The following is a 14732-nucleotide window of genomic DNA, read 5'->3' on the forward strand; positions in this document are numbered from 1 at the left end:
CGTAGTGCTCCCCACCGCCATGATGCCCAGCCACGAACGCCCCGCGCATTGCCGGTTCCCGGCAGTCTTCCCCCCACCCTCGATGCCAGCGCCCCGCCAAGAAACCGTCAGCGGGGCGTCGGAATCGCGGCGGCCGGCTTGACGGTCCGGGGCGGTGAACGCGCGGGCGACCGCGTACGGCCACGCCTCCGGGTCCGGGTTCAGGGCTGGGAGGTGGCGACCTTGATGCCGAAACCGATCAGGACGGCGGCCAGGCCGGCCACGGTGAGCACGCCCCAGATGATGGGCTCAGTCTCACCCCCTAGGTGCTCACGCGTCACTTCGGTGTCGTCCAGCGTGGTGCCGTGCCGGACCAGGCCGTGGCCCAGGCGGCGAGGTTGCGGCGGTGCACGACGAGGGTGACGGCCCCGTAGCCGGCGGAGCCCAGGGCGATGACGGACAGGGCGGCGAGGATGGCCCATCCCATGGTGCGGCTGCGGATCTGGTCGGGGGTCAGCGGCGGGCCGTGGATGCCGCCGTGCGCGTCGGCCCAGACGTGGACGGTGCTGCCCGCCCGCAGACCGGGTGGGACGTCCGTCGTCGCGTTGCGGGTCCGTCCGCCGGCGTCCGTGAAGCGGACCTCGGCCGGGTAGCGGGTGTTCTTCTCCTCGGCCGAGCCCGGCTCGGGGTGTCGCGGGGCGGCCTGGACGAGGACGGCGGTGGTGTGCCGCCGGATCTGCGTGTGCCGGTCGGCGGTGTGCGTGTAGTGGCGGTGGGCGGCGTCGGCCGCGAGGTACGCGGCGACAGGCGCGGCGGCCAGGACCGTCGGCAGCAGGACGAGGCCGAGCCAGGCCTGGAACAGGTCGGTGCGGCGGCGCAGCGGGTTGCGCCGCAGTCGCCACGGCGTGATGGCTGTCCTCCCTTCGTCGGTCCGCGGTGTGGGGACGGGGGTGCGGTTACCGGGGGCGCGGGGTGGGTGGGACGGAGGCGGTGAGCGACGGGTGGGTGTGGGCGGCGTGGAGGAGGGCGGCGGCACCGCGGACGGCGGCGGTGTGGGGCGCCGCCACGGCCTTCAGGGGGACGTGCAGCCGGCCGGTGAGGTGGTAGGTGATCTCCGGGCGCAGGGCGCCCCCGCCCGCCAGCAGCGGGCCCCGGTGCAGCGCGTCGAGGGTGAGCGACGTACGGTCCTGCCGCAGCATCGCGGTCACCATGCCGGCCACCGCCTCACTGATCTGCGCCGAGGAGACGGTGTCCAGGTCGGTGGTGCCGAGCGCGGTGCGGCGCGCGTCGACGACGGCGCCGTCCGACAGCAGCACCACCTCCGTGAGGTGCGCGCCGATGTCGACGACGAGCAGCGGCCGGGACAGGTCCGCGCCCGCCCCCAGCGCGACCGCCCGGGCGCCGGGAACGGTCAGCACAGTGCGCGGCCGCAGTACCTCCACGGCCGTACGGGCCTCGGCGCGGTAGGCGACGCCGTCCAGCACGGGGGCGGTCACGACGATCAGCGGGCGGGTGAAGCGGGGCAGGCGGTGGCCGAGCAGACGGTCCAGCATCCGGGCGGTACCCGGGGTGTCCACGATGGCGCCGCGCTGGATCGGGTACACCGCGCCGGCGCCGGGGAAGGTCACCGTGGGGACGTCCAGGACCAGGCCCCGGCCGCTGATCCACGCGCGGGTGCGGGCGCTGCCCATGTCGAGGGCGACACCGCAGCACTGCCGGCACAGCGGCCACGGCCGGTGGCGCACGGCGGAGCCGGCCGTGACGCGGGGACGACGGGTCGTACTCACCGGCCCGCCTCCCTGACCTGCTGGCAGCGGGCGCAGTAGCGGGCCTGCGGCACGATCTCCAGCCGTTCCCGCGCGATCGGCCGCCTGCACAGGTGGCAGTAGCCGTAGCTGCCGTCGTCCATGCGGGTCAGGGCCGCCTCGACGTCGGCGAGGACCATCCGGGCGGAGGCCGCCAGTTTGACGCTGACCTCGACCTGCGAGGCGGCCTGCCGCTGGCGCAGGGCGTCCGTGCGGGCGGGCGCGGCAGCCGTGATCTCCCGCAGCTGCTCCTGCCGGAACAGGCGCTGCTCGTGCAGGTTCTCGCGGAGCCCGGCGAGGTCCTCGGGCGTCAGGTCCACGGGCGTCAGGTGCGGGTCGCGGGCGTCGATGATCTGGTGGTTCACCACTTCACCCCTCGGGCAGGGCGGGAGACGAGTGACGGCAACAGCGGGCGTACGACGGAAGACGTGTGTCGGACGGTGGTCAGGCGGGCCGGCGCAGGCAGCCGACGCAGTGGCTCGTGTACGGGAGGATCTCCAGGCGTTCCGCGGGGACCGGCTTGGCGCAGCCCCGGCAGATCCCGTAGGTGCCGTCCTCGATGCGGGCGAAGGCCTCGTCGATCTCCTTGAGCACCCGCTCGATGGCCTCCCTCTGCGCGGACATGAGATGGTCGTCCACCGTCTGCCCGGTCGCGGTGAGGGCCTGCAACTGGACCAGCCGGGTGCCGCGGGCGTGCTCGAGACGCTGCCGGGCCTCGTGAGCGGTCGGACGCGGCGGGCGGGATTGGGTCCGGGCGGCGTCGAGCGACATGGCGGGGTTCCTTTCGGTGCGGCCTGTGGCCTGTGCCTCCACCCTGGTCGCACGGGCGGTCGAATCCCATCGGGTCCAGACCCCATTTGCGGGAGGTCCGAGGACCCACTCCGTACGGAATGGGTAGGCCGCACCCCGTCGAATGGGCGCCATGACCCATCGACCCCACCGGCGGGAACGGGCAGGCTGGACCGGGAACAGGGCCCGCGACTCGTCCGGCTGCGAGATGCCCGACAGTGGAGGCAGAGGCGCGGGCAGCAGACAGGCCGCGTCACGTGAGGAGGAGCAACCCGGTGTCCCTGTTCTGGCGGATCTTCGGGCTCAACGCCGTGGTGCTGGGTACGGCCACCGCGCTGCTGCTGTGGGCTCCGGTGACCGTCTCCGTACCGGTCGTGCTCACCGAGGCGGTCATCCTCGTGGGCGGCCTGGTCGTGATGCTGGTCGCCAACGCCGCGCTGCTGCGCTGGGGCCTGGCCCCACTGGACCGGCTGACCAGGCTGATGACCACCGTCGACCTGCTGCGCCCCGGCCAGCGGCTCCCGGTGGACGGCGGCGGGGAGGTCACCGAGCTGATCCGCACGTTCAACGCCATGCTCGACCGGCTGGAGCACGAGCGGGCCACCAGCAGCGCCCGCGTGCTGCTCGCCCAGGAGGCCGAGCGGCGCCGTATCGCCCAGGAACTGCACGACGAGGTGGGACAGAGCATGACCGCGGTGCTGCTGGCGCTCAAGCGGGCCGCGGACCAGGCCGAGGCCCCGCTGCGGGACGAACTGCACCAGGTGCAGGAGATCACCCGGGAGAGCCTGGACGAGGTCCGCCGGCTGGTGCGCAGGCTGCGGCCCGGCGTTCTGGACGACCTCGGCCTGGTCAGCGCGCTGACGTCGCTCACCTCCGACTTCGCCACCCACACCGGCCTCAAGGTGGTACGCCGCTTCGACGCCGACCTGCCCGCACTGGACCCGGAGACGGAGCTCGTCCTCTACCGCGTCGCCCAGGAGGGCCTGACCAACGCCGCCCGCCACGCGGACGCCGCACGCGTCGAGGTCGCTCTCACGCACGGCGACGGCGCCGTGGTGCTGGACATCACCGACGACGGCCGGGGCATCAAGGCGGCCTGCGAGGGCGCCGGCATCCGCGGCATGCGCGAACGGGCCCTGCTCATCGGGGGCGACCTGGACATCACCGACGCCCCCGGCACCGGGACCGGCGTCGGCTCCGGCTCCGGTGGCCGCTCTCCCGGCACCCGCGTCCGGCTGACCGCCCCCGTCACCCCCTCCGTCGCCGCGCCCCTGCCCAGCAACCCCAGGAAGCACCTCTGACCATGGCCGACCACGCCCCGACCACGATCCGCATCCTGCTCGCCGACGACCACGCGCTGGTACGCCGCGGAGTGCGGCTCATCCTCGACCAGGAACCGGACCTGGAGGTGGTCGCCGAGGCCGGTGACGGCGCGGAGGCCATCGAGTTGGCCCGCGCCCACGACGTCGACCTCGCCGTCCTGGACATCGCGATGCCGCGCCTGACCGGCCTCCAGGCAGCGCGCGAACTGGCCGCCCTCAAGCCGGACCTGCGGGTGCTGATGCTCACCATGCACGACAACGAGCAGTACTTCTTCCAGGCGCTGAAGGCCGGAGCCTGCGGTTACGTGCTGAAGTCCGTCGCGGACCGCGATCTGGTCGCCGCGTGCCGGGCCGCGATGCGCGACGAGCCGTTCCTCTACCCCGGCGCCGTCACCGCGCTCATCCGCAACTACCTCGACCGCGTCCGCCACGGCGAGGAGACCCCCGACCAGGTGCTGACACCCCGTGAGGAGGAGGTCCTCAAGCTGGTGGCCGAAGGGCACTCCTCCAAGGAGATCGCCGAGATCCTCTTCATCAGCATCAAGACCGTCCAGCGCCACCGCGCCAACCTGCTCCAGAAGCTGGGCCTGCGCGACCGTCTGGAGCTCACCCGGTACGCCATCCGCGCCGGCCTGGTCGAGCCCTGACAACCCCGACCACGACAGCAGCCACGACCGGGCCCACGAGAGGGGGCGGTGCATGCGCCGGGCGTCACGCGCCGCCATCCCTGGGGGGTGTCTCGTCGATCAGGCCGGATCAGGGAGCGGTGGCTGGTGGTGGGGGCACCTCCCACGCCGTTCAGGCAGTGGGGGAACAACGCAAGGCGGAGGAGGGAGCCGATGCGGAGCATCGGCGACCGACGACAACGCCGCGAGGTGCGGTGCCAGGCGCCGCGAACCCGGCATGATCGACGAGACACCCCCCAGGGCGCTCACCCTGCTCACGGCCGTACTGCTCACCCTGCTGGGCCTGCTCACCGGTTTCCACGCCGCCCCGGTCGTGGCCGGACAGCCCGAGGCACCCCCGGTCGGCCACCACGCCCGCACCACGGTCCACGCACACACCGCGCCCCACACCACGCTCCACGCAGACGCCGCGCCTCACGCCCCGCCCCACGCCGGCGACCAGTGCGCCGACGCCTGCACCGCCCAGGCCGGCGTCCGCCACGAACTCCACGGCGAGCGCCCCGCCCCGCCGGGCCACCTCGCCATCACCCCCGACACCACGGCGGCCCCCGCGACCACCCCCGCACGGACACCGCCGTCCCGTGCACCCGACCCCGCCTCTCCGGGCCACCCGGTCCCCGACCGCGGCCGGGCCCCGCCCGCACCCTCCGGCACCTGACCCCCACTCCCCAACCCCCAGGCCGCCGGAGGCCCCGTTGATCCGTTCCAACCGGGTGAGGGCGCTGTTCGCCCTCGCCGTCATCGCCGTATCCGTGTACATCGCCGTGACCGTGCCCGTCCGACTCGGACTTGATCTGCGCGGCGGCACCCAGATCGTTCTGGAGACACGCTCCACCCCGACCACCAAGGCCGACCGCGCGGCCACCGACCGCACCCTGGAGGTGCTGCGCGGCCGCGTCGACGCACTCGGTGTCGCCGAGCCGACCCTCGTCCGCTCCGGCGCCCACCGGATCATCGTCGAACTGCCCGGCGTGCAGGACCCGAAGCAGGCCGCCGACGTGCTGGGCCGCACCGCCCAGCTGTCCTTCCACCCGGTGCTCGGCGCGGCCGGTGCCGGGACACCCGAACCCGCCGAGTCCGGGGAGCGGGTGCTGCCCGACGAGTCCGGGCAGCGGCTGCGCCTGGGGGCGTCCGCCATGACCGGGAAGGACGTCAAGGGCGCCGACGCCCGGTTCGACCAGGAGACCGGCGCCGGCTGGCACGTCACCGTCGACTTCGACCGCACGGGCCGCGACCGCTGGGCCGAACTGACCGCCGACGCCGCCTGCCGTCCGGTCGGCGACCCCACGCGCCGGGTCGCCATCGTGCTGGACGACCGGATCATCTCCGCGCCGCAGGTCGATCCGTCGGTCGCCTGCGGAACGGGCATCGCGGGCGGCTCCACGCAGATCACCGGCTCGTTCAGCGACGCCGAGGCCCGCGAGCTGGCCCTGCTGATCAACGGCGGCGCCCTGCCGGTGCCGGTCGAGACGATCGAACAGCACACCGTCGGCCCCACCCTGGGCGCCCGTGCCATCACGGCCAGCGCCTGGGCCGCGGTCGTCGGCACCGCCCTGACCGCGTTGTTCATCATCGTGGTCTACCGGCTCATGGGCGCCCTCGCGGTCGTGGCGCTGCTCGCCTACGGACTGATCTCCTACGCCGCGCTGGCCGCGCTCGGGGCCACCCTGACCCTGCCGGGGCTGGCCGGTTTCGTGCTGGCGATCGGCATGGCGGTGGACGCCAACGTGCTCGTCTTCGAACGCGCCCGCGAGGAGCACGCCTCGCGTCGGCGGCCCAGCGCACGCTCGGCACTGACCGCCGGTTTCCGCAACGCGTTCAGCGCGATCGCCGACTCCAACATCACCACGCTGATCGCGGCCGGGCTGCTGTTCCTCCTCGCCTCCGGACCGGTGCGCGGCTTCGGCGTCACCCTCGGCATCGGTGTCATCGCCTCCATGATCAGCGCCCTGGTGGTCACCCGGGTGCTCGCCGACTTCGCCGCCTCCCGTCCGTGGGTGCGCCGGCGCCCCCGTGTCACCGGACTCGCCACGGCCGGCCGGGTGCGCGAGGCGCTCGTGCGCCGCGACCCGCGGCTGATGCACCGGCCGCGCCGCTGGCTGGCGGCCTCCGGCGTCGTGCTCGTGCTCGCCACGTCGGGCATCGCGGTGCGCGGCCTGGAGTTCGGGATCGAGTTCACGGGCGGCCGCCTGATCGCGTACGAGACGCCGCACGCCGTGGATCCCGAGCGGGCCCGCGGCGCGCTCGCCGACGCGGGACTCCCGCACACGGTGGTCCAGTCCGCCGGTGACACGGGGCTCACCGTGCGCGCCGGGAAACTGACCGACGCCCAGGTGGACACGGTCACGCGGACCATCGGCACGCTCGGCGGGGACGGCGCGAACGGAGCGAAGAACGGGGACGGCGCGAAGACGGCCAAGGTGCGCGACGAGCTGATCGGCCCGAGCCTGGGCGAGGAGCTGCGCCGCAACGCCCTGATCGCTCTCGTGGTGGCCCTCGGCGCCCAGCTGCTGTATCTCGCCGCCCGCTTCCGCTGGCTGTTCGGCACGGCCGCCGTCGCCGCCCTCGCCCATGACGTGCTGATCCTGGTCGGCGTCTTCGCCTGGCTCGGCAAGCCGCTGGACGAGGTGTTCCTGGCCGCCCTGCTGACCGTGATCGGCTACTCGGTCAACGACTCCGTCGTCGTCTTCGACCGCATCCGCGAACTGCTCCGGCGCGACCGCAAGGCGCCGCTGTCGCAGATCACCGACCGGGCGATCGTGCAGACGCTGCCCCGTACCGTGAACACCGGGATGGGCGCGGTGCTGATCCTGGCCTCGCTGGCGGTGCTGGGCGGGGAGTCGCTGACCGACTTCGCGCTCGCCCTGCTCATCGGCCTGGCGGTCGGCACGTACTCGTCGGTCTTCACCGCCGCCCCGGTCGCCGTCGCGCTCCACGGTCACCGTCACGGACGCCGTCGCACTCCACGGCCACCGACGCGTCGCGCCGCCCCGCCCCGCGTCGCCCAGCGTCGCGGCTGAACGTCTCCGGCCCGCAGGAACCATTCATCTAGGTGCCATCTAGGTGCCATCACCAAATATTGCAAAGGACAAGAAAAGCTCCGTACAGCCACTTTCCAACTCAGCGTAGTTCTGCGAACACAGAGTGCTCCGACAGGTGACGCTGACGGCAAGCGGAAACGCCGGTCGCGCGGGGGTCCAAGCCCCCGGACCGGCGTGCTGTGCCGAGTTCGAAAGGGATGTGAGGCCAGTGGGACGGCGCGGGGCCCGGCGGGAAGCGGAGGGTGTGGCGGCGGTGGCCGCCGACCAGTTGCTGCGGGCCGGGCGGATACTGCGGCGCTCCCCCACGACGCCCGGCCTGCGGGCTGTCCTGCGCACCGACCAGGCCGTCAACGACGCGCCGTACCGGGAGCGCTGGGCGCACGACAAGGTGGTCCGCTCCACGCACGGCGTGAACTGCACCGGCTCCTGCTCGCGGAAGGTGTACGTCGAGGACGGGCTGATCACCTGGGAGACCCAGGAGACCGACGCGTCGTCGGCGGGCGGCTGGTGACCACCGTCTTCGACCTGCTGCTCGCCCAGTACGGCGTCGGCCGCGAGGGGCTGCCGGGCGAGTGGCCCGAGGACTGCGACGACGCCTCCCAGCCGCACACCCCGGCCTGGCAGGAGGCGATCACGTCCAGGATGTACGGCACAGACGTGATGAGCGCCTTCCATGCCCCGCCCGTTCCCACGACCGACGGCACGGGCGGAGCGCACGGCGGGCTGCGCGGCCGCGTCAGCCTGCTGAACCGGAACGACCGCGGCCGGCCGCGAGGGCTGTTCCCCGAGCGGAGGGCCGGGTCGCGGTGATGAACCAGCAACGAGCCGTGCACCGGGCCGCCTCCCTGCTCCTGCAGTACCCCGACCAGCGCTGGCCGGCCCACCGCGCCCTGGTGCTGGAGTCGATCGGCGGGCTGCGCGGCCCGGCGGCGGAGCCCCTGCTGCGGTTCTGCCGCCGCACCGCCGACACCCCGCTGCTCGACCTCGCGGCCCAGTACGCCACCACCTTCGACCGCAGCCGCCGCCGCACCCTGTACCTGACCCACTACACGGACGGCGACACCCGTCGCCGGGGCGCCTCGCTCGCCGCGCTCAAGGCCCGCTACCGGCAGCACGGCTGGGAGCCGTCCGACGGTGAACTGCCCGACCACCTGCCGGCCGTGCTGGAGTTCGCGGCGCGCTGCCCCACCGCCGGCCGTGCCGTGCTCCACGAGCACCGCGGCGCCCTCGCCCTGCTCGCCACCGCCCTCGCGTCCCACGGCAGCCCCTACCTCGACGTGATCCGCGCCGTCCGGGCCACCCTCGACGAAGGAGTCCGCCGCCTATGACGCCTCCGCCCCCTAGCGGCAGCCCCAGCCCCACGTTCGACCCCGACGTCACCGCCACGGCCCACGCCCCGCTCGTCTACCGGCTGCACGCCCTGCTCGCACCGGCCCTGTTCGCGCTCTGGCCGTTCGGCCGCCTCGTGCACGCCTTCGCCGTCCCCCTCGGTCATCCGGCCCGCCCCTGCGTCGTCTACCGCTCCCGACGAGCGGCACCGTCCGGGCGTACTCCACGCAGGTCACCCGCGCGCTGAGACGAACGCCGCCCGGCGCGTGGGAACGTCTCCGGCCGTATTCGGGTCCATACGGTTGTGCGCACGGAGTGGGGAACTGCTTCGAGGAGCCGAGCGGTGGTCCAGGAGTACCGGAAATACCAGAACGGGCGCGGGGTGCCGGCCCGGCTCGCGCTGTTCGTCGTGCGCGCCCTGCGCCGCGAGTGGCACGCCATGGTCGTGGCCCCGCTGCGGCAGCTGGCGCGCCGTGGGCTGTCCGGGCTGGTGCTGGCCTTCGTGGCCGCCTTCGGTGTGATCCTCTTCCACGCGATCGCCCAGCACCCGAGGGGCGAGACGGCGGTGCGGGCCCTCGGCGGCGTCCAGGGCGACCTGCCGCTGTGGCTGGCGCTGCTGCGCACCCCCGTCTCCCTCTACGTCCCGGCTCTCGACCTTCCGGTGTGGGCCGGCATCACCCAGTTGTTCCTCGCGTTCGCCCTGGCCGAGCTCACCCTGGGCCGGGGCCGCACCCTGTTCATCTCCTACGCCACCACCCTGGCCGGCACCCTGACGGTGCGGGTGATGCTCGCGATCGGGCCCGGCCGGTGGGGGCTGGGGCTGCCGCCCGAGATCGGGCACGTCCTCGACACGGGTCCGTCCGCCGCCGTGGTGGGCCTGTTCACCTATCTGTCCGTGGTGCGGCGCGCCCCGGTCGTCTTCTTCCTCACCGGCGGCTCGATGGTGGCCGAGTCGGTGGTCAGGCCCAACCTGGCCGGCCGCGAGCACCTGATCGCGGTGGCCACGGCGGTCGTGCTGGCCCTGGTCCACGAACGCGCCTGGCGCCGACTGCCGCGACCGGTCCGGCGCACGCGCCCTGGCGCCGCACCGACCCCTCCCGTTCCGGTCGCCGTTGCCTATCCTGAACCCATGCGCACAGGGGGAAGGACGGGGGATCGATGAACTGGATCTGGTGGGTACTCATCCTGTTCTGGACCGGCGGCTTCGCATGGCTCGCCGACACCGCGCGCACCGCGCTGCGCAACCGCCACCAGCGGAAACTGGAGTTGATGGAGGCGCAGAAGGCGGAGCGGCTGGCCGTGGAGGCCGCGCACAAGCCGCCGGAGCCGGTGTGCGGCTGCACGCACCACCTGGCCAAGCACGACAAGAACGGCCGGTGCCACGAGCGCGTGGAGGTGCCGACCGCCTGGGACGAGAACAAGAAGCCGCTGCGCTACGAGCCGGGCCAGTGCAACTGCCAGCGGTACGTGGGCCCTCAGCCGCTCTCCCAGGTGTACGCCGAGGAGCTCACCGACCGGGCCTGACCGTCGCCTCCCGCCCCGGGTGAGGCGCCCAGGCCGTTGCGGGGCGGACGCCGGGGCCAGAACAGGACGTACAGCGCGGAACCGGCCGCGAAGGCCAGCCGTATCAGGCCCTGGACGGAGGCGGAGGGCACCAGCAGCGCACTGCCGTACAGGGAGATCAGTGCCGTCCAGCTCACCCACGGCACCAGCCACCGCCGGCCGACGGAGTCCCAGATGAGGGTGCCGAGCAGCACCGAGGCGTTGTAGTACGTGTACACGCTGGGGTCCAGCACGATCCGCGCGTCGGCGGCCAGCAGCACCACGGCGGTCCAGCGGTTCCGGCGGACCGCGAGCACGCCCAGGGCGATGCCGAGGCTCATCTGCGCGGGGCGGTCCCACCAGGGGGTGGCCGGGTCGTTCACGCCGAACCAGCGCAGGGCGGAGGCCGGCTGGTTGGGGATGGTGAAGCGGGCGGCGTGGAACGTGTCCAGGTGGGTGAGGTAGAAGGGCAGCCAGGCGGCGGCCACCAGACCGACGGTCCAGGCGCCCGCGCGCAGCCGCACCGGGCGGGGCAGGGCGAGCAGCAGCGGCAGGAAGCCGACCGCCCACGGTTTGGAGTCCACGGCCAGCGCCAGCAGCACGCCTACGGCGGTGGCGTTGCCGCGCACCAGGGCGCGTACGGCGAGGGTGGTGAAGAACAGTGCCAGCACGTCGTCCAGGTGCGCGAACCGTACGGAGACCTCCACCCACATGGGGATGAAGGCGGCCCCGGCGACCAGGACGCGCTGCTGCAGACGCCGGTGGTTCAGGCCTGTGCCGAGGCCCTGCTCGGCGGCCGTACGGCCGACGAGGACCAGCATGTACAGGCCCAGGCCGGACATGAACGCCTCGGCGAGGTTCTCGCCCACGGCGGCGGGGAACGGCTCGAACAGCGCGGCGACCACGAAACCGACCGGGCCGATCTGCAGTTCCGGATGGTGGGCGTAGAGCGCCAGGCCGCCGCCCGGCACCTGACCGAACAGCAGTTCCTCACCGGTCCTCAGGTAGTGCCAGGAGACGGCTCCGTGGCGCTCGGCCACGAGGAACCAGACGGCCGTCCACACGGTCAGCAGGGCGGTGTGCCATCGCACCACCGGACGACCGCCGATACGCGCGCCGCGCCTGGGAGCGGCCGCTGCCCTCTCGCCGTTGCGCACGTTCCGTCCCTTCTCCGGCATGTCCGCCCAGTCAGATGCGGATCGGAAGGGGACGGTTCAGCTTGACGTCCCGGCCGGGGCGCCCGGCGCGCGGGAGCGGACGGACCGCCGAATCCCCGCAGGAGCGTCACACGGGCTGCACACAGGGAAGCGCCGCCCTTGTTAGCGTGGCTGGCCGCCCGGCTGGCCTACTCAGGAAGATCCGGATGGACTACTGCTCCACGTGCCGACGGCACCTCAACGGTGCCCTGGTGTGTCCCGGCTGCGGGGCCTACGCCCCGGACATAGCCCCGAACGCCACCGCGGACTCCGCGGCCCCCTTCGCTCCGGGGCCCGCCGCGGACCCCGCGTCCGACGACGGCTTCGCCGCCCACCCCGCACCGTCCTTCACCCCGCCCGGCACCGCCACGCCCCCCTTCGCCTGGGAGCCGACGCCCGGACCGGCCGAGGCCGCGCCCGCGGCCGGGGACGCGCGGTTCGCAGGCGCCGGGGACTCCATACCCGGCACCGCCACGGGCGCCATGTCCGCAGGCGCGGCGGACGGCGCAGCCGCCACGGCGGACGCGTCGGACGGGTGGCAGCGGCCGGGGCGGGCCGCGCGGCGGCGGCAGCGGGCCCGCTGGAAGAAGACCCAGCGCCGCGCCCTGGTCGCGACCGCCGTGGCGCTGGTCGGCGGCGGTCTGACCGTCGCCTCGCTGGACCGCCACACCGCCGCCCCCGCCCAGGCGGCACCCGCGCCGGGCGCCCCGCACACGGACTCCCTGGGCCGGCAGCCGGCCGGGCACACCGGCACGGCGACCGGGGACGCCGACCTCGGACCTGCCTCGCCCACCTCCCCCGCACGGCCGTCCACGCGCCACACGCACCAGCCGGCCACCACGGCCGCGGCGCCTCAGGACACCGCCACGGCACAGGGCGTCCACCCCTACTCGGCCGCCCCGCACACCACGGCGGCCGTGCCCGCTCCGGCGGCCGCGCGCCCGTCGGCGCCGGCACCGCGGTCGGGAGGATCGGGGAGTTCCGTCACCTCCTCGGGCTCCTCGAGTGGATCCGGCGACGACCGTTCCCCGGGCACGACCACGCAGCAGACATCGCAGCCCGCCGGCTCCGACGGCTCGGGTTCCGGTTCCGGAACCGCCCAGACCGGCCCGACGACCACGGCGCCGTCGCAGACCTCGCCCTCGTCGACGTCGTCGTCGCAGCAGCTCTGTCTGCTCGTGGTCTGCCTGGGCTGACGAGAGCCGGTCAGGCCCGGTCCGGGCCCTCGGTGGCCTTGTCGTCGAAGCTGGCGAAGTACGCCGCCGCCATGTCCTCGTCGGCGTGGCCCAGGGCGGCGGCGCGGGCGAAGCGTTCGGCGCTCGCGGCGGCCACGTCGAGGCGGACGCCGTGCCGCTCACCGGCCTGGACGATCAGCCGGGCGTCCTTCTCCGCCGTCGCCACGGCGAAACTCGGCGGCAGCAGCCGGTCGTCGAGGATGAGACCGGCCTTGGCGTGCAGATAGCCCATGTCGAGCGGGCCGCCGGAGATGAGGTCGAAGAAGCCCTGCGGGTCCACCCCGAGGGCCTTGGCCAGGGCGAGCGACTCACCGGTCGCCGTGGTGGCCGCGATGACCCAGCTGTTGGCCACCAGCTTCAGCCGGGTCGCGCTCGCCGCCGCCCCGTCCTCGCCGGTCCACACCGTACGGGCGCCGATCGCGTCGAACACCGGCGCCACCGCGTCCCGGCCCTCGGCCGGCCCTGCGGCCAGCACCGTCAGCTGTCCCGCCTCCGCGGGCTGCTTGGTGCCCAGCACCGGGGCGTCGTAGAAGACCAGGCCGTGCTCGCGGGCCAGCGCGGCCAGTTCGCCGACCGACTCGAGACCGGCCGTGGTCGACTGCACCCAGGCGGCGCCCCGGCGCGAGGCGGAGACCGCCTCGCGCATGACCTCCAGCACCGTGCCGCCGTCGTACAGCATGGTCAGGACCACGTCGGCGTCGCGCACCGCCTCGGCGGCCGTGTCGACGACCCGCGCTCCGTCGGCGGCGAGCGGTTCGGCCTTGGCGCGGGTGCGGTTCCAGACCCGGACGGTGTGCCCGGCGCGCACGAGGTTGCGGGCCATCGCCGAGCCCATGATCCCGGCGCCAAGGACGCCCACGGTACGGCTGGTGTCGGTCATGTCGTCCCCTTCGTGATCCATGCGGCGAGTATCGCGCGCCCACCGTGCTCGCCCGGGGAACGACCGGCACCGCCGACACGGACGGACCTTCCGTCAGGCCATCCAGAAGAAGACCGCCGTCATCCGCTTGTCCTCCAGCGTCCGGCCGACGTAGCCGGTCGCGCTGTGCACCAGGTTGGCGTGGTACAGGAGCAGCCGGTTGGCCTTGTGCGGGACGCGCACGTCCTCCTCGAAGGCGTCCGGCGCGACGAACCGGGTGCCGAGGGCCTCCACGAGGTTGGTGTGCGGGGCCTGCACGACGTTGCCGCCGAGCCTGCCGCCGGGCAGCGACTGGCGGTAGAAGCTGGTGCCGCAGTCCTTGGGGACGGCCGGGTTGAGGTAGAGCACGGCCGCGTACCGGCACAGCGCCCGCGAGTCGGTGTGCGGGCGGGGCTCGCTCTCGCCCTCGCCGACGACCTGCACGCAGTTGTGGTTGAGGGTGCCGCCGCCGGGCGCCTGCTGCACCCACAGTTCCTTCGCGCCGGTCGCCTTCTTCACCAGCCGCTCCACCCGGGCCAGTTCCGGCGGCTCCAGGCCGGGCATGGTCCGCAGTCCCGGCCAGGTCTCGGAGGTGTACGGATACCCCTTGACCCAGTCGTCCTTCGCCAGGCACCGCTCCCGCACGGCCTGCGCGTCGGGCAGGACGTCGTCGATCACCCAGTAGTCGCGCCCCTTGGTGGGCTTGCGGTAGGGCAGGACGGGGAGCGCGGCGGGCGCCCGGCGGGGCACGGGAGGCTGTGGGGGCATGCGGCCGAATGTAGGTCGGGCGCTCCCCAGGGCTCTCCCAGGCGCCGGTCAACGTTCCGTCAACCTTGGTGAAAGCAGGGACGGTTGCGCATCGGGGCGGCGGAGCCGGCGCTCACCGACCCGCCGCGCCCGTCCGCGCCTC

Annotated in this window: 15 protein-coding genes and 3 pseudogenes; 11 read left to right on the forward strand and 7 right to left on the reverse strand. The window is 73.9% G+C overall.

Annotation, left to right across the window (positions count from 1 at the left end; all coding sequences use genetic code 11):
- Nucleotides 1-316: 316 nt before the first annotated feature.
- The 4 genes from IE318_RS09175 to IE318_RS09190 all read right to left on the reverse strand — a co-directional run bounded on the left by IE318_RS09175 (nucleotide 317) and on the right by IE318_RS09190 (nucleotide 2555).
- Nucleotides 317-1015: an Rv1733c family protein gene (locus IE318_RS09175; protein WP_373311111.1), complete on the reverse strand. Its 699-nt coding sequence runs from the start codon at nucleotides 1013-1015 to the stop codon at nucleotides 317-319.
- The gene (locus tag IE318_RS09180; protein WP_030173715.1) at nucleotides 936-1766 is read right to left on the reverse strand and encodes a rod shape-determining protein; all 831 of its coding nucleotides are present in this window, start codon (nucleotides 1764-1766) and stop codon (nucleotides 936-938) included. Before IE318_RS09180 ends, IE318_RS09175 begins: the two co-directional genes overlap by 80 nt.
- On the reverse strand, nucleotides 1763-2152 hold the full coding sequence (locus tag IE318_RS09185; RefSeq protein ID WP_189898456.1) for a TraR/DksA family transcriptional regulator: 390 nt from the start codon (nucleotides 2150-2152) through the stop codon (nucleotides 1763-1765). Before IE318_RS09185 ends, IE318_RS09180 begins: the two co-directional genes overlap by 4 nt.
- Nucleotides 2153-2228: 76 nt before the next feature.
- Entirely contained in the window at nucleotides 2229-2555 is a 327-nt protein-coding gene (locus tag IE318_RS09190) for a TraR/DksA C4-type zinc finger protein (protein WP_189898458.1), read from the reverse strand.
- A 293-nt stretch (nucleotides 2556-2848) separates the two neighbouring features.
- Between IE318_RS09190 and IE318_RS09195 the strand changes: the two genes are divergently transcribed.
- The 10 genes and pseudogenes from IE318_RS09195 to IE318_RS09240 all read left to right on the forward strand — a co-directional run bounded on the left by IE318_RS09195 (nucleotide 2849) and on the right by IE318_RS09240 (nucleotide 10475).
- Nucleotides 2849-3874 (forward strand): HAMP domain-containing sensor histidine kinase, encoded by a 1026-nt coding sequence (locus tag IE318_RS09195; protein ID WP_189898460.1) that lies wholly within the window; start codon nucleotides 2849-2851, stop codon nucleotides 3872-3874.
- Nucleotides 3875-3876: 2 nt separating this feature from the next.
- Entirely contained in the window at nucleotides 3877-4542 is a 666-nt protein-coding gene (locus tag IE318_RS09200) for a response regulator (protein ID WP_189898463.1), read from the forward strand.
- A 256-nt stretch (nucleotides 4543-4798) separates the two neighbouring features.
- The gene (locus IE318_RS09205) at nucleotides 4799-5239 is read left to right on the forward strand and encodes a hypothetical protein (RefSeq protein WP_189898465.1); all 441 of its coding nucleotides are present in this window, start codon (nucleotides 4799-4801) and stop codon (nucleotides 5237-5239) included.
- A gap of 37 nt (nucleotides 5240-5276) precedes the next feature.
- Nucleotides 5277-7601 (forward strand): protein translocase subunit SecD, encoded by a 2325-nt coding sequence (gene secD, locus IE318_RS09210; protein WP_189898467.1) that lies wholly within the window; start codon nucleotides 5277-5279, stop codon nucleotides 7599-7601.
- A 265-nt stretch (nucleotides 7602-7866) separates the two neighbouring features.
- Nucleotides 7867-8124: pseudogene (locus tag IE318_RS09215) on the forward strand (hypothetical protein); the annotation flags it as partial.
- A 5-nt stretch (nucleotides 8125-8129) separates the two neighbouring features.
- Entirely contained in the window at nucleotides 8130-8432 is a 303-nt protein-coding gene (locus tag IE318_RS09220; protein ID WP_189898470.1) for a hypothetical protein, read from the forward strand.
- A complete protein-coding gene (narJ, locus tag IE318_RS09225; RefSeq protein WP_189898472.1) occupies nucleotides 8432-8950 on the forward strand; it encodes a nitrate reductase molybdenum cofactor assembly chaperone in 519 nt (172 codons plus the stop codon). Before IE318_RS09220 ends, narJ begins: the two co-directional genes overlap by 1 nt.
- A 38-nt stretch (nucleotides 8951-8988) precedes the next feature.
- A pseudogene (locus tag IE318_RS09230) lies at nucleotides 8989-9198 on the forward strand (respiratory nitrate reductase subunit gamma); the annotation flags it as partial.
- A 153-nt stretch (nucleotides 9199-9351) separates the two neighbouring features.
- A complete protein-coding gene (locus IE318_RS09235; protein ID WP_189898656.1) occupies nucleotides 9352-10113 on the forward strand; it encodes a hypothetical protein in 762 nt (253 codons plus the stop codon).
- Nucleotides 10110-10475, forward strand: a complete 366-nt coding sequence (locus tag IE318_RS09240) for a hypothetical protein (RefSeq protein WP_030184574.1) — start codon at nucleotides 10110-10112, stop codon at nucleotides 10473-10475. Before IE318_RS09235 ends, IE318_RS09240 begins: the two co-directional genes overlap by 4 nt.
- Here IE318_RS09240 and IE318_RS09245 read toward each other — a convergent pair.
- Entirely contained in the window at nucleotides 10427-11650 is a 1224-nt protein-coding gene (locus IE318_RS09245; RefSeq protein ID WP_373311114.1) for a hypothetical protein, read from the reverse strand. The two genes, IE318_RS09240 and IE318_RS09245, sit on opposite strands and share 49 nt — an antisense overlap.
- Nucleotides 11651-11856: 206 nt before the next feature.
- Here IE318_RS09245 and IE318_RS09250 point away from each other — a divergent pair, with 206 nt between their 5' ends.
- Nucleotides 11857-12885, forward strand: coding sequence for an SCO2400 family protein (locus IE318_RS09250; RefSeq protein WP_189898474.1), 1029 nt, complete (start codon nucleotides 11857-11859; stop codon nucleotides 12883-12885).
- Nucleotides 12886-12895: 10 nt separating this feature from the next.
- Here the strand turns inward: IE318_RS09250 and IE318_RS09255 are convergent.
- Nucleotides 12896-13840 (reverse strand): annotated as a pseudogene (locus IE318_RS09255) (NAD(P)-dependent oxidoreductase); the annotation flags it as partial.
- 57 nt (nucleotides 13841-13897) lie between these two features.
- The gene (locus tag IE318_RS09260; RefSeq protein ID WP_189898476.1) at nucleotides 13898-14590 is read right to left on the reverse strand and encodes a DUF6445 family protein; all 693 of its coding nucleotides are present in this window, start codon (nucleotides 14588-14590) and stop codon (nucleotides 13898-13900) included.
- Nucleotides 14591-14732 lie beyond the last annotated feature (142 nt).

Source organism: Streptomyces spiralis (genome assembly GCF_014654675.1).
Classification (GTDB): Bacteria; Actinomycetota; Actinomycetes; order Streptomycetales; family Streptomycetaceae; genus Streptomyces; species Streptomyces spiralis.